Raw genomic sequence first — 26923 nt, 5'->3', positions numbered from 1 at the left:
GGGCAAGCGCAAACGCGCGCCCGCGCGGGCGAACCCCGCCCCGCGCGCACCGGCGGCCGCCGGCGACGCGGCCGTGCAGCACCACGAGATTCAGAACAAAGCGATGCCGGGCCCAAGCACCGGCACGCCCCCCGGAGCGGCCGCCGCTGGGCCTGCCGCATCCGGCTCTCGCAGCGTTTCACCCAGCGCATCCACCTTGATCCAGATGAGGAGTTTCATGCAGCGCGCCACCAAGATAGTCGCCACGATCGGCCCGGCTTCCAGTTCGCCGGAGATTCTGCTGCAGATGATGCAGGCGGGCCTCGACGTCGTGCGGCTCAATTTTTCGCACGGCACGGCCGATGATCACCGCCAGCGCGCCGAAATGGTGCGCGAGGCCGCCCGCAAGGTCGGCCGCGAGATCGCGATCATGGCCGATCTCCAGGGGCCGAAGATCCGCGTCGGCAAGTTCGAGAACGGCAAGACGACGCTGACGCCGGGCCAGCCCTTCATCCTCGACGCGGCCTGCGAACTGGGCAACGACGACCGCGTCGGCCTCGACTACAAGGAACTGCCGCGCGACCTGAAGCCCGGCGACCTGCTGCTGCTGAACGACGGGCTGATCGTGCTGACCGTCGAGCGCGTGCTCGGCGACGAGATCCACACGATCGTCAAGGTGGGCGGCGAGCTGTCGAACAACAAGGGGATCAACCGCCAGGGCGGCGGGCTGTCGGCACCGGCGCTGACCGCGAAGGACATGGAGGACATCCGCACCGCGATGTCGCTCGGCGCGGATCTGGTCGCGGTGTCGTTCCCGAAGAACGCGACGGACATGGAAATGGCGCGCCAGCTCGCGAACATCGCGGGTGCGCCGTACGGCATCAAGCCGAAGATGATCGCGAAGATCGAGCGCGCGGAAGCGATTCCGGCGCTGCAAAGCATCCTCGACGCGTCGGACGGCATCATGGTCGCGCGCGGCGACCTCGCGGTCGAAGTGGGCAACGCGGCCGTGCCTGCGCTGCAGAAACGCATGATCCGGATGGCGCGCGAGTCGAACAAGCTCGTGATCACCGCGACGCAGATGATGGAATCGATGATCCACGCCCCGGTGCCGACGCGCGCGGAAGTGTCCGACGTCGCGAACGCGGTGCTCGACGGCACCGACGCGGTGATGCTGTCGGCCGAGACGGCCGCCGGCAAGTATCCGGTGCAGACGATCGAGGCGATGGCGGCCGTCTGCGTCGAAGCGGAAAAGTCCGAGCAGATCGAGCTCGACAAGGATTTCCTCGACCGCACGTTCACGCGCATCGACCAGTCGATCGCGATGGGCGCGCTGTTTACGGCCTACCACCTCGGCGCGAAGGCGATCGTCGCGCTGACCGAATCGGGCGCGACCGCGCTGTGGATGTCGCGTCACTACACGCACGTGCCGATCTTCGCGCTGACGCCGCGCGTCGGCAGCGAGCGCGCGATGGCGCTGTTCCGCAACGTGACGCCGCTCCACGTCGACTTCAACAGCGACCGCGACAGCGCGCTGCAGGCGGCGCTCGAGACGATCGTCAAGCGCGGCTACGTCGCGCACGGCGACATGGTCGTGTTGACCGTCGGCGAGCCGATGGGGCAGGCGGGCGGAACCAACACGCTGAAGATCGTGCGCGTCGGCGAGCACTATTGAGCCGTCGCGGAAGACGCGCCGGCGGGGCGGCCGGCGGCCCGATTCGATCGGGCACCGTTTTTGCTCGGTAAAAGCCGCGCGGGGTGGAGGCCCCGCGCGGCTTTTTTCTTATTTTTGTGCCGATTGTGCGATGCGAACGTAACAAATTGCGAGGCGCGGGCGCCGCGCGGTCGGATTCCGGGGCGCTTCGCGATAAAATGCGGCTATTCGACGCTCAGCCGCGCCGAGCCGCCCGGTCCGACCGGCGCGCGCCGCGCAGGCGTCAGGGCGCACCGGTTTTCATTCCAAGGAGTTCCACAATGCCTCTCGTATCAATGCGTCAATTGCTGGACCACGCGGCAGAGCACGGCTACGGCCTGCCGGCCTTCAACGTGAACAACCTGGAGCAGGTCCAGGCGATCATGGCGGCCGCGGACCAGGTCGGCGCGCCCGTGATCATGCAGGCATCGGCCGGCGCGCGGAAGTATGCGGGCGAGCCGTTCCTGCGCCACCTGATCGAAGCGGCTGTCGAGTCGTATCCGCACATCCCGGTCGTGATGCACCAGGATCACGGCCAGTCGCCGGCGGTCTGCATGGCCGCGATCCGCAGCGGCTTCACGAGCGTGATGATGGACGGTTCGCTCGAAGCGGACGGCAAGACCGTCGCCTCGTACGAGTACAACGTCGACGTGTCGCGCAAGGTCGTCGAGATGGCGCACTCGATCGGCGTGACGGTCGAAGCGGAACTCGGTGTGCTCGGCTCGCTCGAGACGATGAAGGGCGACAAGGAAGACGGCCACGGCGCGGAAGGCACGATGACGCGCGAGCAGCTGCTGACCGATCCGGAGCAGGCCGCCGACTTCGTGAAGCTGACGCAGTGCGACGCGCTCGCGATCGCGATCGGTACGTCGCACGGCGCGTACAAGTTCACGAAGAAGCCGACGGGCGACATCCTGTCGATTCAGCGCATCAAGGAAATCCACACACGGATTCCGAACACGCACCTCGTGATGCACGGTTCGTCGTCGGTGCCGCAGGAACTGCTCGCCGAGATCCGCGAATTCGGCGGCGACATGAAGGAAACCTACGGCGTGCCGGTCGAGGAAATCCAGGAAGGCATCAAGCACGGCGTGCGCAAGGTCAACATCGACACCGACCTGCGTCTCGCGATCACCGGCGCGATTCGCCGCTACATGTTCGAGAACCCGTCGAAGTTCGACCCGCGCGACTATCTGAAGCCCGCGCGCGAAGCGGCAAAGAAGGTCTGCGTCGACCGCTACCTCGCGTTCGGCTGCGAAGGCCAGGCCGCGAAGATCAAGCCGGTGCCGCTCGAGAAGATCGCCGAGAAGTACAAGTCCGGCGAGCTCGCGCAGGTCGTGCGCTGAGACTGTAGTACGATTTGCCCCGCCGCAAGGCAGGGGCGGGCCGCCCGGCCGGAGCGATTCCGGCGGCGGCCGTTCCGTCCGGCCGAACGAGGGCCGGCCGGCAACCGCGCGGGCGCAGCCGCCCGCCGGTTCGCCGACGTATCGCAAGGCCGCCGTTCCCGCCAGCCGCGGGGAACGGCGTTTCCCTTTTTGTTTGGCTCCTTATCTGCGAAAAGACGATGTCTACCCTTTACGAATCCACGCTCCGCTCGCTGCCGCTCCTCGGTCGCGGCAAGGTCCGCGACAACTATGCGGTCGGCAACGACAAGCTCCTGATCGTCACGACCGATCGTCTGTCGGCATTCGACGTGATCATGGGCGAGCCGATTCCGAACAAGGGCCGCGTGCTGAACCAGATGGCGAACTTCTGGTTCGACAAGCTCGCGCACATCGTGCCGAACCACCTGACCGGCGACGCACCCGAAGCCGTCGTCGCGGCGGACGAGGTCGAGCAGGTGAAGGGCCGCGCCGTGGTCGTCAAGCGTCTCGAGCCGATCCTGATCGAAGCGGTCGTGCGCGGCTATCTGGCCGGCAGCGGCTGGAAGGAATACCAGGCGACGGGCGCCGTGTGCGGCGTGCAGCTGCCGGCCGGTCTGCAGAATGCGCAGAAGCTGCCCGAGCCGATCTTCACGCCCGCGGCCAAGGCCGAGATGGGCGAACACGACGAGAACATCACGTTCGAGGAAACCGAGCGCCGCATCGGCACCGAGCTCGCCGCGACGATCCGCGACATCTCGATCAAGCTGTACAAGGAAGCGGCCGACTATGCGGCCACGCGCGGCATCATCATCGCCGACACGAAGTTCGAATTCGGCCTCGACAACCACGGCAAGCTGTATCTGATGGACGAAGTGCTGACGGCCGACTCGTCGCGCTTCTGGCCGGCCGACCAGTATCAGGTTGGCACGAACCCGCCGTCGTTCGACAAGCAGTTCGTGCGTGACTGGCTCGAGGCGCAGCCGTGGGGCAAGACCGCACCGGCGCCGGCGCTGCCGGCCGACGTCGTCGAGAAGACGGCCGCGAAGTACCAGGAAGCGCTCGAGCGCATCACGGGCCAGCCGCTCGCCTGACGGGGGAATGCACGAAATGAGCGAAGTCCAGACCGCCCACACGCACAGCGCGCCGCTCGTCGGCGTGCTGATGGGTTCGAGTTCCGACTGGGACGTGATGAAGCACGCGGTAGCGATCCTGCAGGAATTCGGCGTGCCGTACGAAGCGAAGGTCGTGTCCGCGCACCGGATGCCCGACGAGATGTTCGACTATGCGGAGAAGGCGCGCGAGCGCGGCCTGCGCGCGATCATCGCGGGCGCCGGCGGTGCCGCGCACCTGCCCGGCATGCTCGCGGCGAAGACGACGGTGCCCGTGCTCGGCGTGCCGGTCGCCAGCAAGTACCTGAAGGGCGTCGATTCGCTGCACTCGATCGTGCAGATGCCGAAGGGCGTGCCGGTCGCGACGTTCGCGATCGGCGAGGGCGGCGCAGCGAATGCCGCGCTGTTCGCGGTGTCGATCCTGTCCGGCACGTCGGTCGACTACGCGAACCGGCTCGCGGCGTTCCGCGTGCGCCAGAACGAAGCCGCGCACGCGATGGTGCTGCCGCCGCTCGAATGACGGGACGGCGCGCGCCGCACGGCACGCGCCGGATTTTCCCTGTGCGGCGGGCGCTTCCCGTTTCCCGTCGCGATCGATCACTGACATGACCGCAACTCCTGATTCCGTTTCCCCGATCCTGCCCGGCGCGTGGCTGGGCATGGTCGGCGGCGGCCAGCTCGGCCGCATGTTCTGTTTTGCCGCCCAGTCGATGGGCTACCGCGTCGCCGTGCTCGATCCCGATCCGGCGAGCCCCGCCGGCGCGGTCGCCGATCGCCACCTGCGCGCCGCGTATGACGACGAGGCCGCGCTGACCGAACTGGCCGCGCTGTGCGACGCGGTATCGACCGAATTCGAGAACGTGCCGGCCGCGAGCCTCGATTTCCTCGCGCGCACGACGTTCGTCGCGCCTGCCGGCCGTTGCGTCGCGATCGCGCAGGACCGGATCGCCGAAAAGCGCTTCATCGAGACGTCGGGCGTGCCGGTCGCGCCGCACGTCGCGATCGAATCGGCCGCCGCGCTCGCAGCGCTCGACGATGCGGCGCTCGACGCGGTGCTGCCGGGCATTCTGAAGACCGCGCGGCTCGGCTACGACGGCAAGGGCCAGGTGCGTGTGCGCACCGCGCAGGAAGCGCGCGAGGCGTATGCGTCGCTCGGCGGCGTGCCGTGCGTGCTCGAGAAGCGGCTGCCGCTGAAATACGAGGTGTCCGCACTGATCGCGCGCGGCGCCGACGGCCGCTCGGCCGCGTTCCCGCTCGCGCAGAACGCGCACCACAACGGCATTCTCGCGCTGACCGTCGTGCCGGCGCCGGCCGCCGACGACGCGCTCGTCGCGCAGGCGCAGCAGGCCGCGGTGCGCATCGCCGATACGCTCGACTACGTCGGCGTGCTGTGCGTCGAGTTCTTCGTGCTCGAAGACGGTTCGCTCGTGGCGAACGAGATGGCGCCGCGCCCGCACAATTCCGGACACTACACGGTCGATGCGTGCGCAACGAGCCAGTTCGAGCAGCAGGTGCGCGCAATGACGCGTATGCCGCTCGGCAATCCGCGCCAGCATTCGCCGGCCGCGATGCTGAACATTCTCGGCGACGTCTGGTTTCCGCATGGCGCGGCAAGCGACGCCGTCACGCCGCCGTGGGACGCGGTCGCCGCGATGCCGACCGCGCATCTGCATCTGTATGGCAAGGAAGAGGCGCGCGTCGGCCGCAAGATGGGCCACGTGAATTTCACTGCCGCGACGCGCGACGAAGCGGTCGCCGCCGCGCATGCGTGCGCGCAGCTGCTGCGCGTGCCGCTCGACTGAGGCGCCGGCCGATGTCCATCGATCTCCCGAAGTCCGTGACGCCCGCGCAGATCGACGCGGCGGCCGCGCTGCTCGATGCGGGGCAGCTCGTCGCGTTTCCGACCGAAACCGTCTACGGGCTCGGCGGCGACGCGGCGAGCCCCGACGCCGTCGCGCGCATCTACGCGGCGAAGGGGCGGCCCGCGAACCATCCGGTGATCGTGCACTTGCCGCCCGGCGGCGATCCCGCGTACTGGGCGGCCGAGCTGCCGGCCGATGCGCAGAAGCTGATCGACGCATTCTGGCCGGGCCCGCTGACGCTGATCCTGAAGCGCCATCCGCGCATTCCGGACGCGGTGAGCGGCGGCCAGGACTCGGTCGGGCTGCGCTGCCCGTCGCATCCGGTCGCGCAGGCGCTGCTCGCTGCGTTCAGCGCGCGGCGCGGCGGTCACGGCGGGGTGGCTGCGCCGTCCGCGAACCGGTTCGGTCACGTGAGCCCGACGACCGCGCAGCACGTGCGCGACGAATTCGGCGACACGGTGCACGTGCTCGACGGCGGGGCGTCCGAAGTCGGGATCGAATCGACGATTCTCGATCTGTCGCGCGGCTTTCCGGCGCTGCTGCGTCCGGGCCACGTGACGCCGCAGCAGATCGCCGACGTGCTCGGTCGTGCGCCGCGGCTGCCGGACGGCAGCGACGCGACTGCGCCGCGCGCGTCGGGCACGCTGAAGGCGCACTACGCGCCGCGCACGCCGCTCGCGCTGCTGCCGTTCGATGCGCTGGAGCCGCTGCTCGCGGCGGCGCAGGCCGACGGCGAACGCGTCGCGCTGGTCGCGCGCGCATCGCGCGCGGGGCGCTGGGCGCAGGCCGACGGCGTGCATTTCGTCGCGGCCCCCGAAGATCCGCAAGCGTATGCGCGCGATCTGTACGGGATGCTGCGCGCGCTCGATCGCGCGCAGGTCGCGCGGATACTCGTCGAAAAGCTGCCCGAGACGGTCGAGTGGATCGCGGTCAACGATCGTCTCGGCCGCGCGGCCGCGGCGTTCGAAGCGAGCGATTGAATCGGGCCGGCCGCATGCCGTGCGCGCATGTCGGCCCTGTCGTCGTCGCAATGAAAAACCGCCCGACCGGCGAACCGGTCGGGCGGTTTTCGTTGAAGCGTACCGATCGCGCGCCGCTTACTTGCCGACGCCCGATGCCGCGATCTGCTGCTCGACGTACTGCGCGAACAGCGCGTGCAGGCGCGTCGTCGGATGGACGGTGTCCGCGAACATGTACGTCTGGTCGGCGTTCGGCGCCGTGTACGTCTGCGGCGAGCAGAACAGCGACGAGCCGAATGCGCTCGGATCCGCCACGCCGTACTGCGTCGCCGCGGCCACCATCGCCTTCAGGTTGCAGGCCGTATCGGTGTTCGACACCGTGAAGCCGTTCGCCTGATACGCCGCGAGGATGCCGTCCTGCCATTTGAAGGTGTCGAGCAGCACGTACTTGCTCGTGTCGACCTTCAGCGCCTGCAGCGTCGCGGCGAGCGTGCCGTTGAACAGCATCGACAGCTGCGTGAGCGTCGTCTGCGTGCCGCCCTGGAGCGCGAGCGGCGTGCCGCCGATGTCGGGCACGTTCGACACGAACACGTGCGTCGCGCCGGCCGCGACGATCTGCTGCACGAGGCCCGCGAGCTGCTGCGCGGCGAGCCCGATGTTCTGCTGCAGCTGCGTCGGCGTGATCGCGCCGGCCTGCAATGCGGCCACCTGATAGAAGATGTCGTTCGCGCCGCCGTTCAGCAGCACGATCTGGTTCGCGTTGAAGCTGCCGTGCTGCTGCAGGTATTGCTGGATCTGCGCGGCGATCGGCGTCGTCGTCGCCTGCGCGTAGTCGGCGTTCGGCACGCTCGCGGCGGCGTGGCCGATGCCCGGCTGCTGCGTGACGCGCGAGCCGCCCTGCGCGTAGCCGAGGCCGCCCGTCGCCTGCAGCGGCACGCCGAAGCCGCCCTGGTTGGCCGGCTGCAGCGTGTCGCCGTAGTACTGCGCGACGTTCTGCGTCCAGACCTGACCGGGGTTCGTCGTGAAGCGGCCGCCGCCGAACCCGAGCTTGATCTGCGAGTAGGTGCCGACGTCGGACAGGCTGTCGCCGAACGAGACGACCTGCATCTTCACGCCGGAAGGCGGCGTGTTCGACGCGCTGCCGCCGTTGTCGTCGCCGCCGCCGCAGGCGGCGAGCAGCGCGAGCGCCGCGCCGGCGATCGCGACCTGCGCGCCGCGCAGCAAACGGTGGCGGGTGCGCGACGGAAGGTTTCGTTGTGTTTGCATCGATCGATCTCCTCGTAGATATGGCCTTGCATGTTTGCGCATGCCCGCTCAGGTTCGGGCTGCGCGACGGCCGTTGGCTGAAATGGATTATTCGTTGTGTACGCCGGCAAGCGGTGCGCGGCGCGGATCGCGATCGGCCGTGTCGCCGATCTGCGCATGATAAGCGCTCGCCCACTCGGGCGGGCCGACGATCGCGCGCAATTTGTTGCGCCATCCCTCGACACGCAGTGCGTCGGCCACCATCGCGCGCCATTCGTGAAAGGTCGCGACGAGCGGGTTGTTCGACTCGAGCCGCTCGACGATGCCGTACTGCGGCGGATCGTCGGTCGCCTCGTCGACATAGCTGCCGAACAGGCGATCCCAGATCACGAGCACGCCCGCGTAATTGCGGTCGATGTAGCGCGCGTTGCGCGCATGGTGCGCGCGATGGATCGACGGTGTGTTGAACACGTATTCGAGCCAGCCGAGCTTGCCGATCGCCTGCGTGTGCACGAAGAACTGGAACGCGAGATTGATCAGCACGATGCCGACGATCTGCTGCGGCGGAAAGCCGAGCACCGCGAGCGGCAGCCAGAACACCCACATGCCGGCGACCGGATACATGAGGCTCTGGCGAAACGCGGTCGAGAAGTTCATCCGCTCGGACGAGTGATGCACGACGTGCGCGGCCCACAGCCAGCGCACGCGATGGCTCGCGCGATGAAACACGTAGTAGAGGAAGTCCTGCGCGACGAACAGCACCGCGAACGACAGCCAGCCGTCGTGCCAGGTGAACAGGCGATAGCGGTCGTAGCAGTACGCGTAGACAGGGATCACGAACACCCACGCGAGCTTGTCGGCGCCCTGATGCATCAGCGCGAGCGCCGCATTGCAGAGCGTGTCGCGCCATGCGTACACGTGGTCCTGCGGACGCGTGCGTGCGAGGTACCACGCTTCCCAGCCGATGCAGAGCAGGAAGACGGGCGCCAGCGCGAGCAGAAGCCATTCGACGTCGAATCGCATGGGCGTGTCTCCTCCTTTCCCCTGCAAGCCGTGAGGCCGGGCGTGTCGCCCGTTGTAGATATCGGTCAGGCCAACAGCCTACGCAATCGCCACCGGCTAGGCGAGAGGGCAGCGTAGAGGGTTCCCTCTGAGGATAGGGTTTTCACCGAAGCCGCGCCGGGCGTGGGCGGGCGGTGCGGCCCCGTTTCGGCGAGGCCGCGTTCGTCAGTGCGCGCCCGCGTAGATCCACTCGAGCAGCGTGTCGTGCGCGGCACGTGCGGCTTCCGCATGATCGTCGTTGATGAAGCTGACGACCACGTAGCTCTGGCCGTCCGCGCCCGCGACGTAGCCGGCGATCGCGCGCACGTCGCGCAGCGTGCCGGTCTTGATATGCGCGTTGCCAAGCACGCCGGCGTTGGTCAGCCGGTTCTTCATCGTGCCGTCGATGCCGGCGATCGGCAGCGAGTCGATGAATGCCTGCGCGACCGGGCTCGCGTTCGCGGCCTGTAGCAGCGCGGCGAGCGACAGCGCGCTCACGTGTTCGTCGCGCGACAGCCCCGAGCCGTTGTCGAGCACGAGGTCGGGCATCGCGATGCCGTTCTTCTGCAGGAATGCGCGGATCACGCGGCTCGACTGCTCGGGCGTCGCGGGCGGCTTGCCGGCGACCGCGCCGATCGTCAGGAACAGATTGCGCGCCATCACGTTGTTGCTGAACTTGTTGATGTCGTACACGACGCTGCCGAGCACCGGGCCGTGATGTACGGCGATCGGCCGCGCGGCGCTCGGCACCTTGCCTTCGGCGACCGGCCCCGCGATCGTGCCGCCGTCCTGCTGCCAGAGCGCGAGGAAGCCGCGCGCGAAGAACGTCGTGTGATCGAGGATCGCGAGATTGGTCGTGCGCGCGCCGCAGCGCAGCGGGTAGTCGCCGGCGAACGACGCGGTCAGCATCGCGCCGTCGGCGTTCAGCGTGGGGCGTGCGGCAGCCGCCGCGCTCGCGCACGAGCCGCTGCCTTCGTACAGCTGGTTGTCGATCGACAGGTTCGCGAGCGGCGGCAGCACGTCGACGGCGACCTTGCCGTCTTCGCCCGGCGTGACGGTAAACGAGATCGCCTTGAACGCGTACAGCAGCGGGTCGGGACCGACGTTGTACGGCGCGCTCACGTCGTCGTCGAACGACGGCAGGTCGCGCGTCGACGCGGCGAAATAGCTCTTGTCGAGCACGAGGCCGCCGGCGACGCGCTTGATGCCGGCCTTGCGGATCTTGTCGACGAGGTCGATCAGCTCCTCGGGCACGAGCTTCGGATCGCCGGTGCCCTTGATGTAGAGATTGCCCTGCAGCGTGCCGTCCGGATCGACCGGGCCGTCCGCATACGCGGTCGTGCGCCAGCGGAAGTCGGGGCCGAGGATCGACAGGCCCGCGAACGTCGTGACGAGCTTCATCGTCGATGCGGGCAGCATCGGCCGATTCGCGTTCCACGCGATCAGCGGCTGCGGATCGCCGACGCGCTCGACGACGACGCTCATCGCCGACGCCGGTACCTTCGCGCGCTGCAGTGCGACGAGCACGGACGCCGGCAGGCCGGCGTCGCGCGCGGCCGCCGAGACGACCGGCGCGCGTCGCGCGTCCTTGTGGGGTTTCTTGCGGGCGTGTGCGGCGGGCGCGAACGCGAGCGCCGTGCAGGTGGCGACGACGGCGGCCGCGCGCAGGCAGACGCGTGCGCGCGGGGCGAAGCGGGTGGAGAGAGCGGAAATCGGCATGGACGAATACGGGAAAAGCGGGAGCTCGGGCAAGGCGCGCGGCGCGCCGAAGCGCACATTGTAGAGACAAGTGCGACAAGTACGACGAAATCGCGGAGGGCGCGCGCGGTCGCGCGCAGGATTCGCGGCGCTACAATGGGCGGCATCTGTCACTCGTCCCATGGATGCGATTCCGATGCGGATTCTGCTTGTCGAAGACGACCGGATGATTGCCGAAGGCGTGCGCAAGGCGCTGCGCTCGGACGGCTTCGCGGTCGACTGGGTGCAGGACGGCGAGTCGGCGCTCACGGCGCTCGGCGGCGAGTCCTACGACCTGCTGCTGCTCGATCTCGGCCTGCCCAAGCGCGACGGCATCGACGTGCTGCGCACGCTGCGCGCGCGCGGGCTGTCGCTGCCGGTCCTGATCGTCACCGCGCGCGATGCGATCGCCGATCGCGTGAAGGGGCTCGACGCGGGTGCCGACGACTATCTGGTCAAGCCGTTCGATCTCGACGAACTCGGCGCGCGGATGCGCGCGCTGATCCGCCGGCAGGCCGGGCGCAGCGAGTCGCTGATCCGCCACGGCGCGCTGACGCTCGATCCGGCATCGCACCAGGTGACGCTCGACGGCGCGCCGGTCGCGCTGTCCGCGCGCGAGTTCGCGCTGCTCGAGGCGCTGCTCGCGCGGCCGGGCGCCGTGCTGTCGAAGAGCCAGCTCGAGGAGAAGATGTACGGCTGGGGCGAGGAAATCGGCAGCAACACGGTCGAGGTCTATATCCACGCGCTGCGCAAGAAGCTCGGTTCGGACCTGATCCGCAACGTGCGCGGGCTCGGCTACATGGTCGTCAAGGAAAGCTGACGCGTGAGGTCGATTCGTCATCAATTGCTGATCTGGCTGCTCGCGATCGTCGTCGCGGGCGTGAGCGTCGCGGGCTGGCTGATCTACCGGCAGGCGCTGGCCGAGGCGAACGAGCTGTTCGACTACCAGCTCCAGGAAATCGCCGCGGCGCTGCCGTCGGAGCCGTTCTCGCAGGTGTTCGGCTCGCGCACCAACGGCGACGAAGGAATCGTGATCCAGATCTGGAATCGCAACGGCGTGCTGATGTACTTCTCGCATCCGCGCGCGCCGATCGCGCCGCGCGCGGAGCTCGGCTTCTCGACAGAGCGCACCGATCGCGGCGAGTGGCGCGTGTACGGCGCGATCGTCGGCGACAACGTCGTGCAGCTCGCGCAGCCGCTGTCGGTGCGCAACCGGCTCGCGGCGAACGTCGCGCTGCGCACGCTCTGGCCGCTGATCGTGCTGCTGCCGTTCCTCGGCGCCGCCGTCTGGATGATCGTCGGCCGCGGGCTCGCGCCGCTCGGCCGCGTGACGCGCGCGGTCGAAACGCGCCGGCCCGAGGCGCTCGATCCGCTGCCCGACGCGCGGCTGCCGCTCGAGGTGCAGCCGCTCGTGCGCGCGCTGAACGGGCTGCTCGCGCGGCTGTCGGGTGCGCTCGACACGCAGAAGGCGTTCGTCGCCGATGCCGCGCACGAGCTGCGCACGCCGCTCGCGGCCGTGCAGATCCAGGCGCAGCTCGTCGCACGCGCGAAGGACGATGCCGCGCGCCGCGAGGCGCTCGACGATCTGCAGCACGGCGTCACGCGCGCGACGCGGCTCGCCGAGCAACTGCTCGCGCTCGCGCGCGCCGAACCCGACGCGGGCGCGGTGCGCGAGCCGGTCGACCTGCAGACGCTGCTCGCCGAATGCGTGGCCGCGCACGCACCGCTCGCGCAGCGGCGCAACATCGACCTCGGCTTCGAGGAAACGCGCGCGGCGACCGTCGTCGCCGACGTCGGCGCGCTGCGCGTGATGTTCGGCAACCTGCTCGACAACGCCGTCAAGTACACGCCCGACGGCGGGCGCATCGACGTTTCGCTGACGCGCGACGCCGCCGGCCGCGCGTGCGTGCAGATCGGCGACAGCGGCCCCGGCATTCCGGCCGAAGAGCGCGAGCGCGTGTTCGACCGCTTCTATCGCGACAGCTCGGCGCGCGCGCGCACCGACGTGTCGGGCAGCGGGCTCGGCCTCGCGATCGTCAAGCGCGTTGCCGCGCAGCAGGGCGCGACCGTGTCGCTCGGCGACGCGGCGGCGGGCGGCTTGCTCGTCAGCGTCGTGTTCCGCGACGCCGAGATGCCCGCGCAGGCGCCGCCGCAGCCCGCTTCGGCGTAAGGCGCGCGGCAGGCGGCTTAAGTTGCGCTTAAGGCTGATTAAGCCTCCTTTAAGTCAGCATCGTTACGCTGCGACGTAACAAAAGAGGAGGTCCTACGATGAACACCCGATTCCTTGCGCGCAGCGCCGTCGTCGTCGCAGTGGCCGCCGCGCTGTCCGCCGGCTACGTCGCCGGCACGCGCCGCGCCGATCCGCAGATCATCGCGCCCGCGCACGCGGCGGCGATGATGCCGGCCGAAGCGGCCGCGAAGACCGGTATCCCCGACTTCTCCGGGCTGGTCGAGACTTACGGTCCGGCCGTCGTCAACATCAGCGCGAAGCACGTCGTGAAGCAGGTTGCGCGGCGCGTGCCGCAGCCGCAGCTGCCGATCGACCCGAGCGATCCGTTCTATCAGTTCTTCAAGCGCTTCTATGGACAGGTGCCGGGCATGGGCGGCGACGCGCAGCCGGACGATCAGCCGAGCGCGAGCCTCGGGTCGGGTTTCATCATCAGCCCGGACGGATACATCCTCACGAATGCGCACGTGATCGACGGCGCGAACGTCGTCACGGTGAAGCTGACCGACAAGCGCGAGTACAAGGCGAAGGTCGTCGGCTCCGACAAGCAGTCCGACGTCGCGGTGCTGAAGATCGACGCGACCGGCCTGCCGACCGTGAAGATCGGCGATCCGGCGCAGAGCAAGGTCGGCCAGTGGGTCGTCGCGATCGGCTCGCCGTACGGCTTCGACAACACGGTCACGTCGGGCATCATCAGCGCGAAGTCGCGCGCGCTGCCCGACGAGAACTACACGCCGTTCATCCAGACCGACGTGCCGGTCAACCCCGGCAACTCGGGCGGCCCGCTGTTCAACCTGCAGGGCGAGGTGATCGGGATCAACTCGATGATCTATTCGCAGACGGGCGGCTTCCAGGGCCTGTCGTTCGCGATTCCGATCAACGAAGCGATCAAGGTGAAGGACGAGCTCGTGAAGACCGGGCACGTAAGCCGCGGCCGGCTCGGCGTCGCGGTGCAGGGGCTGAACCAGACGCTCGCGAGCTCGTTCGGGCTCGCGAAGCCGGACGGTGCGCTCGTCAGCTCGGTCGATCCGAACGGCCCGGCCGCGAAGGCCGGCCTGCAGCCGGGTGACGTGATCCTGTCGGTCAACGGCACGCCGGTCGTCGATTCGACGACGCTGCCGTCGCAGATCGCGAACCTGAAGCCGGGCTCGAAGGCCGACCTGCAGATCTGGCGCGACAAGGCGAAGCAGTCCGTCACCGTCACGCTCGGCGCGATGACCGACGCGAAGCTCGCGTCGAACGACGGCGGCCCGGTCGAGCAGGGGCGCCTCGGCGTCGCGGTGCGGCCGCTGACGCCGCAGGAACGCAGCGCCGACAACCTGTCGCACGGGCTGATCGTCCAGCAGGCCGGCGGCCCGGCCGCGAGCGCCGGCATTCAGCCGGGCGACGTGATCCTGGCCGTGAACGGTCGCCCCGTCACGAGCCCCGAGCAGCTGCGCGAAGCGGTCAAGAGCGCGGGCAACAGTCTTGCTCTGCTGATCCAGCGCGATAATGCACAAATCTTCGTGCCGGTCGACCTGAGCTGACCGTGCGCGCGCCGCGGGCCGGGTCGGCCGGCCGCGGCGGGCGCCGCCGACGTCCGCGCATCGCCGCGGCCCCCGTATGTGTTCCGACCCAAAGGAGAGAGCCATGCAATATCTACGCAACGTGTCCCGAATTGCCGTCGCCGTCGCGCTGAGCGCCGGCCTCGCAGCCGCCGCGACCGGCGCGTACGCGCAGTCGTCGGACGGCCTGCCCGAAGCGACCCAGCAAGGCGACATCAGCTTCGTGTCGGGCGGCATCGGCAAGGATCAGTCGACGGCGTTCGAGCGCAACGAATCGGCGTGGCCGCTCGCGCTGCGCTTCACGGGCAAGGGCGGCGAATATCTGGCCGACGTCCACGTGCGGATCGTCGACGGCAAGGGCACCGAGGTGCTGAAGACCGACGCGCGCGGGCCCTACATGCTCGTGAAGCTGCCACCCGGACGCTATACGGTGCACGCGTCGTATCAGGGCAGCGACGAAACGCGCGCGGTCACGGTCGGCGCGAAAGGCGGCGCGAAGGCCGCGTTCCAGTGGAGCGCGCAGTAACGCGGGCCGCGGCCCCGATCGCGCAATCGCACGAAGTTTCGCCCATAATGAAAGCCACGGCGTTCGCGCCGTGGCTTTTTCGTTTCCTGCGCGCGGGCCGCGCGCCGCTTCGCCCGAAGGAGAAACGATGTCCGATGCCGCCGCCCCTCGCCTCGAAATCGTGCTGAACCGCCATCGCGTGCGCGTGATCCATCGCGGCATCACGTACGCGGACTCGCACGGCGCACTGACCGTGCGCGAAGCCGGGCAGCCGGACGTCCACTATCTGCCGCGCGGCGACGTCAACATGAGCCGGCTCGTGCGCTCGGCCACGACGGCGACGTGCCCGGTGAAGGGCGCGGCCGTCTACTTCAATCTGCAAACGGAAGACGGCGTGATCGAGGACGCCGCATGGAGCTACGAGTCGCCGGCGGCGGCGGCGCTCGCGCTCGCGCAGTACGTCGCGTTCGACGTCGCGCGGATCGACAGTCTCGTCGAAACGTCGTGAAGCGTCGCGCGCGGATCGCGGAGGCGTCATGGAACTGAACGACACGTTATGCGTTGCGCTTGCGCCGGCCGTCGTGCGCGACGCGCTCGAGGACGTCGCGCTGCTGCGCGCGAGCGTCGACCATTGCGAATCGTTCGTGAAGCTGGCGCGCGACGAATTCGCGCTGACGATCACGGTGCCGCACGGCACGCTGCGCGCGCGCTACGAGGTGCGCGTGCACGTCGCGGCCGAGCACGGCGACGCGGAAGGGCGGCCGCGCCGGATGCTCGGTTTCCATGCGCGCGCGGAGGGCCTCGGCGTGCTGCGCGGCCAGATCGACGTCGTGCTGACGCCGGACGACGCCGGGAACGCGACCCGCATCGAGTACCTCGTCTGGGCGACCGCGACGGGCCCGCTCGCCGAACTGCCGGCGCGGCAGATCGAGAACGCGTTGCGCGACTGCATCGACGACTTCTTCCGCGAATTCTGCGCGATCGTGCAGGCGAAGCACGGGCTCGCGCCGAATCGCGCGCGCGCGGCCGCGCCACGCCGCCCGCACGTGTTCCTGCGTCCGGCCGCACTGACGGCCGCCGCGAAGCGCCCCGCGTCGCCGCATCTGGCCGGCGCGTCGGGCGGCCGCGCTGCCGGCGCGCTTCATCATCGCCATGCCGGGCCGGTGCCGCTGTGGGCGTGGGTCGCGATGATCGTGTTCGTCGCGCTGCTGCTCTACGTCGCGCGCTGGTTCAACGGCGGCTGATCACACTCGCGCGGCCTGCCCCGCGACGCGCTCGCCGTCACGGCCGCGCGTCGCTGCCGATGCCGCGAAACTGTTTCCGATACGCGGACGGCGACGTGCCGAGCGCACCCGCGAAATGCTGACGCAGCGACACGCTCGAGCCGTATCCGGCCGCCTGCGCGATGGCGTCGATCGACTGGCCGGTGGTTTCGAGCAGATGCTGCGCGCGTGCGAGGCGCTCGGCCTGCAGCCATGCGGTGACGGTCGTGCCGGTCGCCTGCCGGAAGTGGCGCGTGAACGTGCGCCGGCTCATCAGCACGCGCGCCGCGAGCGAATCGACGCTGTGCGCGGCGTCCAGGTTCGCGCGGACCCAGTCGAGCAGCGCGGCGAGGCGCGTATCGCGCGGATGCGCGGCGACCGGCTGCGGCACGTACTGCGCCTGGCCGCCCTGGCGGTGCGGCGGAATCACGAGACGGCGTGCGATCCGGTTCGCGGCGTCCGAGCCGAAGCGGCGCCGTACGACGTGCAGGCAGCAGTCGAGGCCCGCGGCCGTGCCGGCCGAGGTCATCAGGTTGCCGTCGTCGACGTAGAGCACGTCGGGATCGAGCTTCACGCGCGGAAAGCGTCGCGCGAAATCGTCGGCCCACGCCCAGTGCGTGGTGGCCGGGCGGCCGTCGAGCAGGCCGGCCGCGGCGAGGACGTATGCGCCGAGGCAGAGGCCGACCAGCTGGGCACCGCGTGCGGCGGCCGCGCGAACGGCGTCGAGCAGTTCGTCGGGCGGCGTTTCGTCCTCGTCGCGCCAGCTCGGCACGATCACGATGTCCGCATCGAGCAGCCCGTCGAGCGTGTAGGGGGCGACGATCGTGAAGCCGCCCGTCGTCGCGAGCGGGCCGCGATCGGCGGAACACACGCGGAATTCGAACGCGGGCGAGTCGGCCGCATCGCGCTCCTTGCCGAACACGACCGACGGCACCGACAGATGAAACGGGCTGATGCCGTCGTACGCGACGACGGCGACGACGGTCGCGGCGGGCGACGAAGCGGTGGTCATGCGGGGCTCCGGAATGACGATGGCCCGATTCTAACGAAGAACGCGAATCGGGCCATGGAGTGGAAGCGGGTGTTGGGCGGCAAGCCAGGCCGGGACTGAAGCTGAAGCTCAAGCCGAGGCGAAGCGGAAGCCGAAGCCGAAGCCGAGCCGAGCCGAGCCGAGCCGAGCCGAGCCGAGCCGGCTGCCCGCCTCAGTCGTCCTTCAGCATCGCCGGGCTGCAGCGCAGCATGTCGAAGCAGCCGTCGACCAGCTTCTCCGCATGCTTTTCCGCATCGATCTCGTCCGGCAGCATCAGCATGTCGCGCACGAAGCCGCTGACGAGCGTATGCAGCATCAGCGTCGCGCGCCACGTGTCGAGCCGCTCGGGCAGCAGCTCGAGCCGCACGGCCATCGCGAGATCGGCGTCGATCGCGTGCAGCGCCTCGCTCATCCCCGCGCGGTTGCGCAACAGCAGCGGCTCCATGTCGGCCACGTACTCGCACTTCATGAACAGGATGCTGAACACGCGGCGCAGCTGCGAATCGCGCTGCACGCCGAGCAGGCACCAGATCAGGATCTTGCGCACCTTCTCGAGCGGATTGCTGCCCGGCGCGTCCGCCGGCATCCGCTTCAACTCGTCGATCGGCAGCAGCACGCGGTCGAACATCGCGTCGAACAGGTCGCTCTTGTTCGCGAAGTGCCAGTAGATCGCACCGCGCGTCACGCCCGCGTGCTGCGCGATGTCCGCCAGCGACGTGTGCGATACGCCCTTTTCGAAGAACACGTGCTCGGCGGCATCGAGAATGCGGTTGCGCGTCTCGAGTGCCTCCTCCTTGGTGCGTCTGACCATGTGCAGGCCTGAATCTGAATCGATGAGTGGTAAACCGGGGCCGGGCCCCTCGTCGCGCGCGCCCGAACGGGCTATGCTTGCGACTGGTAACAATTCGTAAGACTTCGCGCTTGGCACGGCGCGGATGGTCTTTTTACATACATCCATGAATGTATATACAATACCACCCTACGATCGAATGACCAAAGTGGCAATCAGTTAATATCCCACTCTGCTGATTCCCGCCTAAGTACCAGTCCGCAGTTTGCGGCGCCTTGCCGGCACGGAGGTTTCGTGCCGCTTGTTGTATCCAGCAGTCCAGTAATTCAGGTGTTCGATCTGCGCCGCGAGGCGCATCCGTGCCGTGCTCCGGGGTCGGGCGCCGCACTCATTCCATTGGTTATACACAGAGGTCGCTCCATGCGCGTCGAACGGGTTCCATACCGCTTACTCACTGTCGCGACGGCCGCCGTTTTCCTGGCCGCGTGCGGGAAAAAAGAATCGGCACCGCCGCCGCAAACGCCGGAAGTCGGCGTCGTCACGGTCCAGCCGCAGGCCGTACCGGTCTTCACCGAACTGCCTGGCCGCACCAGCGCCTTCCTCGTCGCGCAGGTGCGCGCACGGGTCGACGGCATCGTGCTGCGCCGTGAATTCACCGAAGGCAGCGACGTCAAGGCCGGTCAGCGCCTCTACAAGATCGACCCGGCACCGTATATCGCCGCGCTGAACAGCGCGAAGGCGACGCTCGCGAAGGCGCAGGCGAACCTCGCCACGCAGAACGCGCTCGTCGCGCGCTACAAGGTGCTGGTGGCCGCGAACGCGGTCAGCAAGCAGGACTACGACAACGCGGTGGCCGCGCAAGGGCAGGCCGCCGCCGACGTCGCGGCCGGCAAGGCGTCGGTCGAGACCGCGCAGATCAACCTCGGCTACACGGACGTCGTGTCGCCGATCACCGGCCGTGTCGGCATCTCGCAGGTGACGCCGGGCGCGTACGTGCAGGCGAGCCAGGCGACGCTGATGTCGACCGTGCAGCAGCTCGATCCGGTGTACGTCGACCTCACGCAGTCGAGCCTCGAGGGGCTGAAGCTGCGTCAGGACGTGCAGAGCGGTCGTCTGAAGACGACCGGCCCCGGTGCCGCGAAGGTGTCGCTGATCCTCGAGGACGGCCGTACCTATTCGCAGCCCGGCAAGCTGCAGTTCTCCGACGTGACGGTCGACCAGACGACCGGCTCGGTCACGATCCGTGCGGTGTTCCCGAACCCGGGCAAGGTCCTGCTGCCGGGGATGTTCGTGCGCGCGCGCATCGAGGAAGGCGTGAACGACAACGCGTACCTGGTGCCGCAGATCGGCGTCACGCACGACCAGAAGGGCCAGGCGGTCGCGATGGTCGTCAACGCGAACAACAAGGTCGAGCCGCGCACGCTGACCGCGACGCGCATCGAAGGTCAGAACTGGGTCGTCGAAAGCGGGCTGCAGCCCGGCGATCGCGTGATCGTTCAGGGTGTCGACAAGGTGCGTCCGGGCGCGACCGTGAAGGCCGTTCCGGCGCAGCTCGCGTCGGCGCCGAACGACGCCTCGGGTGCCGCCGCGCCGGCCGCCGCCGCACCGGCTTCGGCCGCCGCAGCATCGAGTGCCGGCGCGTCGGGCGCGCCGGCTAGCGCCGCCGCGGCGTCGTCCGCCGCCGCTTCGGGCGCGCAATAACAGGGAGCCTGTTTCATGGCAAAGTTTTTTATCGATCGCCCGATCTTCGCGTGGGTGATCGCCATCATCCTGATGCTGGCCGGGGTTGCGGCGATCTTCACGTTGCCGATCGCGCAGTACCCGACCATCGCGCCGCCGTCGATCCAGATCAGCGCGAACTATCCGGGTGCGTCCGCGAAGACGGTGGAAGACACGGTGACGCAGGTGATCGAGCAGCAGATGAGCGGGCTCGACAACTTCCTGTACATGTCGTCGACCAGTGACGACTCGGGCACCGCGACGATCACGCTGACCTTCGCGCCGGGCACCAACCCGGACATCGCGCAGGTCCAGGTGCAGAACAAGCTGTCGCTCGCGACGCCGATTCTGCCGCAGGTGGTTCAGCAGCTCGGTCTGAAGGTGACGAAGTCGAGCAGCAGCTTCCTGCTCGTGCTGGCGTTCAACTCCGAAGACGGCAGCATGAACCGCTACGACCTCGCGAACTATGTCGCGTCGCACGTGCAGGATCCGATCAGCCGTCTGAACGGCGTCGGTACCGTCACGCTGTTCGGCTCGCAGTACGCGATGCGCGTGTGGCTCGACCCGGTCAAGCTGACGAACTACGGGCTCACGCCGGTCGACGTGACGTCGGCGATCAGCGCGCAGAACGTGCAGGTCGCCGGCGGCCAGATCGGCGGCACGCCCGCGAAGCCCGGCACGCTGCTGCAGGCGACGATCACCGAGGCGACGCTGCTGCGCACGCCGGCCGAGTTCGGCAACATCCTGCTGAAGGTGAACCAGGACGGCTCGCAGGTGCGTCTGAAGGACGTCGCGCAGATCGGCCTCGGCGCCGAAAACTACAACTTCGATACGAAGTACAACGGCCAGCCGTCCGCGGCGCTCGGCATCCAGCTCGCCACGAACGCGAACGCGCTCGCGACCGCGAAGGCCGTGCGCGCGAAGGTCGACGAGCTGTCGAAATACTTCCCGCACGGGCTCGTCGTCAAGTATCCGTACGACACGACGCCGTTCGTGAAGCTGTCGATCGAGGAAGTGGTCAAGACGCTGCTCGAAGGTATCGTGCTCGTGTTCCTCGTGATGTATCTGTTCCTGCAGAACCTGCGGGCGACGATCATCCCGACGATCGCGGTGCCGGTCGTGCTGCTCGGTACGTTCGCGATCATGTCGCTCGTCGGCTTCTCGATCAACACGCTGTCGATGTTCGGCCTCGTGCTCGCGATCGGTCTGCTCGTCGACGATGCGATCGTCGTGGTCGAGAACGTCGAGCGCGTGATGGCGGAAGAGGGGCTCGGGCCGAAGGAGGCGACACGCAAGGCGATGGGCCAGATCACCGGCGCACTCGTCGGCGTCGCGCTCGTGCTGTCCGCCGTGTTCGTGCCGGTCGCGTTCTCCGGCGGTTCGGTCGGCGCGATCTACCGGCAGTTCTCGCTGACGATCGTGTCCGCGATGGTGCTGTCCGTGCTCGTCGCGCTGATTCTGACGCCGGCGCTGTGCGCGACGATCCTGAAGCCGATCCCGCAAGGCCATCACGAAGAGAAGAAGGGCTTCTTCGGCTGGTTCAACCGCACGTTCAACGCGAGCCGCGACAAGTACCACGTCGGCGTGCACCACGTGATCAAGCGGTCCGGCCGCTGGCTGATCATCTATCTGGTCGTGATCGTCGCGGTCGGCCTGCTGTTCGTGCGGCTGCCGAAGTCGTTCCTGCCCGATGAAGACCAGGGCCTGATGTTCGTGATCGTGCAGACGCCGTCCGGCTCGACGCAGGAAACCACGGCGAAGACGCTCGCGAACATCACCGACTATCTGCTCAAGGACGAGAAGGACATCGTCGAATCGGCGTTCACGGTGAACGGCTTCAGCTTCGCGGGCCGCGGCCAGAACTCCGGTCTCGTGTTCGTGCGCCTGAAGGACTACGCGCAGCGTCAGCACGCGGACCAGAAGGTGCAGGCGCTGATCGGACGGATGTTCGGCCGCTATTCGGGCTACAAGGACGCGATCGTCATTCCGTTCAACCCGCCGTCGATTCCGGAACTCGGCACGGCCGCCGGCTTCGACTTCGAGCTGACGGACAACGCCGGTCTCGGCCACGACGCGCTGATGGCCGCACGCAACCAGCTGCTCGGCATGGCCGCGAAGGATCCGACGCTGCAGGGCGTGCGTCCGAACGGCCTGAACGATACGCCGCAGTACAAGGTCGACATCGATCGCGAGAAGGCGAACGCGCTCGGCGTGACGGCGGATGCGATCGACCAGACGTTCTCGATCGCGTGGGCGTCGAAGTACGTGAACAACTTCCTCGACATCGACGGCCGGATCAAGAAGGTGTACGTGCAGTCCGACGCGCCGTTCCGGATGACGCCGGAAGACCTGAACATCTGGTACGTGCGCAACGGCTCGGGCGGGATGGTGCCGTTCGGCGCGTTCGCGACCGGCCACTGGACGTACGGTTCGCCGAAGCTCGAGCGTTACAACGGCATTTCGGCGATGGAAATCCAGGGTCAGGCCGCACCGGGCAAGTCGACCGGTCAGGCGATGGCCGCGATGGAAGCGCTCGCGACGAAGCTGCCGACCGGCATCGGCTACTCGTGGACGGGTCTGTCGTTCCAGGAAATCCAGTCGGGCTCGCAGGCGCCGATCCTGTACGCGATCTCGATCCTCGTCGTGTTCCTGTGTCTGGCGGCGCTGTACGAGAGCTGGTCGATTCCGTTCTCGGTGATCATGGTCGTGCCGCTCGGCGTGATCGGCGCGCTGCTCGCCGCGACGCTGCGCGGTCTGGAAAACGACGTGTTCTTCCAGGTCGGCCTGCTGACGACGGTCGGTCTGTCCGCGAAGAACGCGATTCTGATCGTCGAGTTCGCGCGCGAACTGCAGATGACGGAGAAGATGGGGCCGATCGAGGCCGCGCTCGAAGCGGCGCGTCTGCGGCTGCGTCCGATCCTGATGACGTCGCTCGCGTTCATTCTCGGCGTGCTGCCGCTCGCGATCAGCAACGGCGCCGGTTCGGCGAGCCAGCACGCGATCGGTACGGGCGTGATCGGCGGGATGATCACCGCGACGTTCCTCGCGATCTTCATGATCCCGATGTTCTTCGTGAAGATCCGTGCGATCTTCAGCGGCGAGAAGGAAGACGTCGACGAGGCGCTGCGCCTGGCTCAGGAGCACTCGCACCACGAAGAGAAGCCGGGCAACGGCGACGAAGGCAACAAGGGACAGTGATGATGCAAAAACACGCTTTGACTGCAATCGCGGTCGCGCTCCTTGCCGCAGGCTGCACGTTGGCGCCGCACTACACGCGGCCCGACGCGCCCGTCGCGCAGGCGTTTCCGTCCGGCGGCGTCTATGCGACGCAGCCGGGCGCTGCCGGCGCGCGCAGCGCGAACGGCCAGGCGGCGACCGCCATCGGCTGGCGCGAATTCTTCGTCGATCCGCGCCTGCAGCGGCTGATCGAGATCGCGCTGAAGAACAACCGCGACCTGCGCGTGTCGGTGCTCAACATCGAGGCGGCGCGCGCGCAGTATCAGATCACGCGCGCGGGCCTGTTCCCGACGCTCGACGGTACGGGCACCGGCAATATCCAGCGCACGCCGCAGGGCGTGTCGCAAACGGGTGCGCCGTATATTTCGCGCGTCTACAACGTCGGCTTGTCGGCGTCGTGGGAGCTCGATCTGTTCGGCCGCGTGCAGAGCCTGAAGGACCAGGCGCTCGCGCAGTATCTGTCGACTGCGTATGCGCGGCAGGCCGCCGAGATCTCGCTCGTGTCGCAGGTCGCGGATCAGTATCTGACGCTGCTGTCGACCGACGACCTGCTGAAGGTCACGGAAGACACGCTGAAGACGGCGCAGGCCTCGTACGACCTGACGAAGCTGCAGTTCGACAACGGCACGGGCTCCGAGCTCGAGCTGCGTCAGGCGCAGACGGTCGTCGAGCAGGCGCTCGCGAACCAGCAGGCGCAGGCGCGCGCTCGTGCGCAGGCGCTCAACGCGCTGGTGCTGCTGATCGGCGAGCCGCTGCCGGACGATCTGCCGCCGGGGCTGCCGCTCGATGCGCAGAACCTGCTCGCCGACGTGCCGGCCGGGCTGCCGTCGGATCTGCTGACGCGCCGTCCGGACATCATGCAGGCCGAGCAGACGCTGCTCGCCGCGAACGCGAACATCGGCGCGGCGCGCGCGGCATTCTTCCCGCGCATCTCGCTGACGGGCGCGTTCGGCACCGCGAGCCCCACGCTCGGCGGGCTGTTCAAGGCCGGCACCGCGGCGTGGTCGTTCGCGCCGCAGATCACGATGCCGATCTTCGAAGGCGGGCAGAACATCGCGAACCTGAACCTCGCGAACGTGCAGAAGCGCATCGAGATCGCGAACTACGAGAAGGCGATCCAGAGCGCGTTCCGCGAAGTGGCCGACGGTCTGGCCGCGCGCGGCACGTACGATCAGCAGATCGCCGCGCTCGAGCGCAACACGCATGCGCAGCAGCGCCGCTTCGATCTGTCGGACCTGCGCTACAAGAACGGTGTCGACAGCTATCTGTCGGTGCTGACCGCGCAGACCGATCTGTACACCGCGCAGCAGGCGCTGATCAATGCGCGGCTCGCACGCTGGACGAACCTCGTCGATCTGTATCGTGCGCTCGGCGGCGGCTGGATCGAGCGGGCCGGCGAGACGCCGCGCGCGCCCGATCAGACGGTCGATTACGACAAGGCCTCGGCGCCTGCGTCGGCGTCGGCTGCGGCGACGAACGGGTAAGCGTAAGAGCGGGCGGCGCGCGCCGCTCGCTTCACTTCGCTTCGACGAGACGCTGCCGGGTCGAGATCGCGGATCGCCGCGCCGGCAGTCGATGAAAACGCCACGGACGTGAGTTCGTGGCGTTTTTTTATGCGGCGTGTGCGGCGTATGCGACGTTAGGCCGTGTGTGTGGTGCCCGTGCGCGCGTGCGCAAGCCGTGCCGGCACTCGTCGACGCGCGCGTCGTGTGCCCGGTGCCGCACTCGCGCGCTTGCGCAATCCCACAATCGCGCGATCACACGACCGCAGGCCGACGTCCGATCTTCATACTCCCAAACAAAAACGCCACGGTTTCACCCGTGGCGTCTGGGTCGATCGCGGCGCCGCGTCGCGGCGCATGCGTTGTTCGATCAGTGATGCGCGTCGACGGCCTGTCCGTCGAAGTCGTGGCCGGCGCGACGGATTTCGCATTTCGCGTCCTTCTCGCCCTTCACGCCGTTGAACACGAGGTTCAGGATCACGGCCGACGCGGATGCGAGCAGGATGCCGCTATGCAGGATCGGTGCGAGCGCCGGCGGCAGCTTCGAGAAGAAGTGCGGCGACACGACCGGCACGAGGCCCATGCCGATGCTGACCGCGACGATGAACAGGTTGTGGTGGTTCTTCACGAAGTCGACCTTCGACAGCACCTTGATGCCGTTTGCGGCGACCATCCCGAACATCACGATGCCGGCCCCGCCGAGCACGAACGGCGGCACCGAGGCGACGACCTGCGCCATCTTCGGGAACAGGCCGAGCAGCACGAGGATCACGCCGCCGGTCGCGCACACGAAGCGGCTCTTCACGCCCGTCACGCCGATCAGGCCGACGTTCTGCGAGAACGACGTATGCGGGAACGAGTTGAAGATGCCGCCGATCAGCGTGCCGAGGCCGTCCACGCGCAGCCCGCGCACGAGACGATCCTGATCGACCGGGCGCTCCACCATGTCGCCGACCGCGAGGAACATCCCGGTCGATTCGATGAACGTGACGAACATCACCGTGACCATCGTCGCGATCGACAGCGGGTCGAAGTGCGGCCAGCCGAAGTGGAACGGCATCACGAAACCGACCCACGGCGCGACCGATACGCCGTCGGTGTTCACGCGGCCGAGTGCGAACGCGATCACGAAGCCCGCGACGATCCCGAGCAGCACCGAGATGTTGGCGACGAAGCCGCGGCCGTACTTGTTGATCAGCAGGATCAGCGTGAGCACGAGCAGCGACAGGCCGAGGTAGACCGGGCTGCCGTATTCGGGGTTGCCGACGCCGCCTGCCGCCCAGTTGATTCCGACTTCCATCAGCGACAGCCCGATCACCGAGATCACGGTGCCGACGACGACGGGCGGGAAGAACCGCAGCAGCTTGCCGATCATCGGCGCGAGCACGATGCCGATGATGCCGGCTGCGATCGTCGAGCCGAAGATGTCGAGAATGCCGAGGCCGGGGTTCGTGCCGATCGCGATCATCGGGCCGACGGCCGCGAACGTGCAGCCCATGATCACGGGCAGGCGGATGCCGAAGATCCACAGGCCGAGCGTCTGGATCAGCGTGGCGATGCCGCACGAAAACAGATCGGCGCTGATCAGGAACGCGATCTGGTCTTTCGGCAGCTTGAGCGCGCCGCCGACGATAAGCGGCACGGCGACGGCGCCGGCGTACATGACGAGGACGTGCTGCAGGCCGAGCGTTACAAGCTTGCCGGTCGGCAACACCTCATCGCACGGATGGACCGTGTTCGATTGCATCTGTCTCACTCCATGATCTTGTTTTCGGGGTGATACGAAGTTATGCGGAATGCACCGGTGTCACAAGAGCACTGGGTTCTATTCCGTTCTTTGCTGGTTCGATATGCCAATTCGGCATGAGACGAGGTGTCGATCATGGGGAAACGCCGCTGGAGTGAGGTTCTACGGTTTTATAGCCGTCCAAAATTGGGCGGCCCCCCATGTCAAATATCGGCAACCTTATGATGTGTATCGCGCGGTCCGCATAGTCCCGAAATCGCCTGCACGAAAAGCGCATCGGGTTAACCCGCGAACCGCCGTTTTGCCGCGCGGTGCAACCGATTGCTGCCCGCCGCCGCGCAGGCGACGCGCATCGCGAAAATCCGGGCGCG

The 26923-nt window shown here is 68.1% G+C and carries 22 protein-coding genes; 15 read left to right on the top strand and 7 right to left on the bottom strand.

What is annotated here, in order from left to right; translation table 11 throughout:
* Positions 1-90: 90 nt before the first annotated feature.
* Positions 91-219 (bottom strand): hypothetical protein, encoded by a 129-nt coding sequence (locus NP80_RS31865; protein WP_254914405.1) that lies wholly within the window; start codon positions 217-219, stop codon positions 91-93.
* On the opposite strand from NP80_RS31865, the gene pyk reads away from it, so the two are divergent.
* The 6 genes from pyk (at position 218) to NP80_RS26165 (ending at position 6987) form a co-directional block, all read left to right on the top strand.
* Complete coding sequence (pyk, locus tag NP80_RS26190; RefSeq protein WP_006406491.1) at positions 218-1654, top strand: pyruvate kinase; 1437 nt, start codon at positions 218-220, stop codon at positions 1652-1654. The two genes, NP80_RS31865 and pyk, sit on opposite strands and share 2 nt — an antisense overlap.
* Before the next feature lie 299 nt (positions 1655-1953).
* The gene (gene fba, locus NP80_RS26185; protein ID WP_006411343.1) at positions 1954-3018 is read left to right on the top strand and encodes a class II fructose-bisphosphate aldolase; all 1065 of its coding nucleotides are present in this window, start codon (positions 1954-1956) and stop codon (positions 3016-3018) included.
* A gap of 218 nt (positions 3019-3236) precedes the next feature.
* Positions 3237-4127, top strand: coding sequence for a phosphoribosylaminoimidazolesuccinocarboxamide synthase (locus tag NP80_RS26180; RefSeq protein ID WP_006398410.1), 891 nt, complete (start codon positions 3237-3239; stop codon positions 4125-4127).
* 16 nt (positions 4128-4143) lie between these two features.
* On the top strand, positions 4144-4665 hold the full coding sequence (purE, locus tag NP80_RS26175; RefSeq protein WP_006411342.1) for a 5-(carboxyamino)imidazole ribonucleotide mutase: 522 nt from the start codon (positions 4144-4146) through the stop codon (positions 4663-4665).
* Between the two features lie 85 nt (positions 4666-4750).
* Positions 4751-5947 (top strand): 5-(carboxyamino)imidazole ribonucleotide synthase, encoded by a 1197-nt coding sequence (locus NP80_RS26170; protein ID WP_006411340.1) that lies wholly within the window; start codon positions 4751-4753, stop codon positions 5945-5947.
* A gap of 11 nt (positions 5948-5958) precedes the next feature.
* Complete coding sequence (locus NP80_RS26165) at positions 5959-6987, top strand: L-threonylcarbamoyladenylate synthase (RefSeq protein WP_006406488.1); 1029 nt, start codon at positions 5959-5961, stop codon at positions 6985-6987.
* Positions 6988-7104: 117 nt separating this feature from the next.
* Here NP80_RS26165 and NP80_RS26160 read toward each other — a convergent pair whose 3' ends face one another.
* From NP80_RS26160 to dacB, 3 genes are all read right to left on the bottom strand, one after another.
* Positions 7105-8232 carry an SGNH/GDSL hydrolase family protein gene (locus NP80_RS26160; RefSeq protein WP_035947901.1) on the bottom strand — a complete coding sequence of 376 codons (1128 nt, stop codon included), beginning with the start codon at positions 8230-8232 and terminating at the stop codon, positions 7105-7107.
* Between the two features lie 87 nt (positions 8233-8319).
* Positions 8320-9234 (bottom strand): sterol desaturase family protein, encoded by a 915-nt coding sequence (locus tag NP80_RS26155; RefSeq protein ID WP_006406486.1) that lies wholly within the window; start codon positions 9232-9234, stop codon positions 8320-8322.
* Between the two features lie 204 nt (positions 9235-9438).
* Positions 9439-10971, bottom strand: a complete 1533-nt coding sequence (gene dacB, locus NP80_RS26150) for a D-alanyl-D-alanine carboxypeptidase/D-alanyl-D-alanine endopeptidase (RefSeq protein ID WP_035488964.1) — start codon at positions 10969-10971, stop codon at positions 9439-9441.
* 175 nt (positions 10972-11146) lie between these two features.
* On the opposite strand from dacB, the gene NP80_RS26145 reads away from it, so the two are divergent.
* The 6 genes from NP80_RS26145 (at position 11147) to NP80_RS26120 (ending at position 16509) form a co-directional block, all read left to right on the top strand.
* Positions 11147-11809: a response regulator gene (locus NP80_RS26145; protein WP_006398417.1), complete on the top strand. Its 663-nt coding sequence runs from the start codon at positions 11147-11149 to the stop codon at positions 11807-11809.
* A gap of 3 nt (positions 11810-11812) precedes the next feature.
* Positions 11813-13159 carry an ATP-binding protein gene (locus tag NP80_RS26140; protein WP_006398418.1) on the top strand — a complete coding sequence of 449 codons (1347 nt, stop codon included), beginning with the start codon at positions 11813-11815 and terminating at the stop codon, positions 13157-13159.
* Positions 13160-13257: 98 nt separating this feature from the next.
* A complete protein-coding gene (locus NP80_RS26135; RefSeq protein WP_006398419.1) occupies positions 13258-14742 on the top strand; it encodes a DegQ family serine endoprotease in 1485 nt (494 codons plus the stop codon).
* A gap of 103 nt (positions 14743-14845) precedes the next feature.
* Entirely contained in the window at positions 14846-15286 is a 441-nt protein-coding gene (locus NP80_RS26130; protein ID WP_006398420.1) for a carboxypeptidase-like regulatory domain-containing protein, read from the top strand.
* A gap of 127 nt (positions 15287-15413) precedes the next feature.
* Entirely contained in the window at positions 15414-15773 is a 360-nt protein-coding gene (locus NP80_RS26125) for a DUF427 domain-containing protein (RefSeq protein ID WP_006398422.1), read from the top strand.
* A gap of 28 nt (positions 15774-15801) precedes the next feature.
* Positions 15802-16509 carry an SRPBCC family protein gene (locus tag NP80_RS26120; protein WP_006411440.1) on the top strand — a complete coding sequence of 236 codons (708 nt, stop codon included), beginning with the start codon at positions 15802-15804 and terminating at the stop codon, positions 16507-16509.
* A 37-nt stretch (positions 16510-16546) separates the two neighbouring features.
* Here NP80_RS26120 and NP80_RS26115 read toward each other — a convergent pair whose 3' ends face one another.
* Together NP80_RS26115 and NP80_RS26110 are read right to left on the bottom strand one after the other, a co-directional pair.
* Positions 16547-17539 carry a helix-turn-helix domain-containing protein gene (locus NP80_RS26115; RefSeq protein ID WP_006411444.1) on the bottom strand — a complete coding sequence of 331 codons (993 nt, stop codon included), beginning with the start codon at positions 17537-17539 and terminating at the stop codon, positions 16547-16549.
* Positions 17540-17729: 190 nt separating this feature from the next.
* Positions 17730-18368: a TetR family transcriptional regulator gene (locus tag NP80_RS26110; RefSeq protein ID WP_006398425.1), complete on the bottom strand. Its 639-nt coding sequence runs from the start codon at positions 18366-18368 to the stop codon at positions 17730-17732.
* Between the two features lie 399 nt (positions 18369-18767).
* Here NP80_RS26110 and NP80_RS26105 point away from each other — a divergent pair, with 399 nt between their 5' ends.
* From NP80_RS26105 to NP80_RS26095, 3 genes are read left to right on the top strand one after another with little or no spacing between them, the layout of a single operon-like run.
* Positions 18768-20048, top strand: coding sequence for an efflux RND transporter periplasmic adaptor subunit (locus tag NP80_RS26105; protein WP_006406478.1), 1281 nt, complete (start codon positions 18768-18770; stop codon positions 20046-20048).
* 15 nt (positions 20049-20063) lie between these two features.
* Positions 20064-23264 carry an efflux RND transporter permease BpeB gene (gene bpeB / locus NP80_RS26100; RefSeq protein ID WP_006410937.1) on the top strand — a complete coding sequence of 1067 codons (3201 nt, stop codon included), beginning with the start codon at positions 20064-20066 and terminating at the stop codon, positions 23262-23264.
* The gene (locus NP80_RS26095; protein ID WP_006406476.1) at positions 23264-24787 is read left to right on the top strand and encodes an efflux transporter outer membrane subunit; all 1524 of its coding nucleotides are present in this window, start codon (positions 23264-23266) and stop codon (positions 24785-24787) included. The genes bpeB and NP80_RS26095 overlap by 1 nt, the downstream gene beginning before the upstream one ends.
* Before the next feature lie 388 nt (positions 24788-25175).
* On the opposite strand, the gene NP80_RS26090 is transcribed toward NP80_RS26095, so the two are convergent.
* A complete protein-coding gene (locus NP80_RS26090; protein WP_006398432.1) occupies positions 25176-26552 on the bottom strand; it encodes a nucleobase:cation symporter-2 family protein in 1377 nt (458 codons plus the stop codon).
* Positions 26553-26923 lie beyond the last annotated feature (371 nt).

The sequence above is a fragment of the Burkholderia multivorans ATCC BAA-247 genome, assembly GCF_000959525.1.
GTDB lineage: Bacteria > Pseudomonadota > Gammaproteobacteria > Burkholderiales > Burkholderiaceae > Burkholderia > Burkholderia multivorans.
The sequence above is the reverse complement of the archived record's forward strand: the minus strand, read 5'-3'. Positions and strand labels throughout refer to the sequence as shown.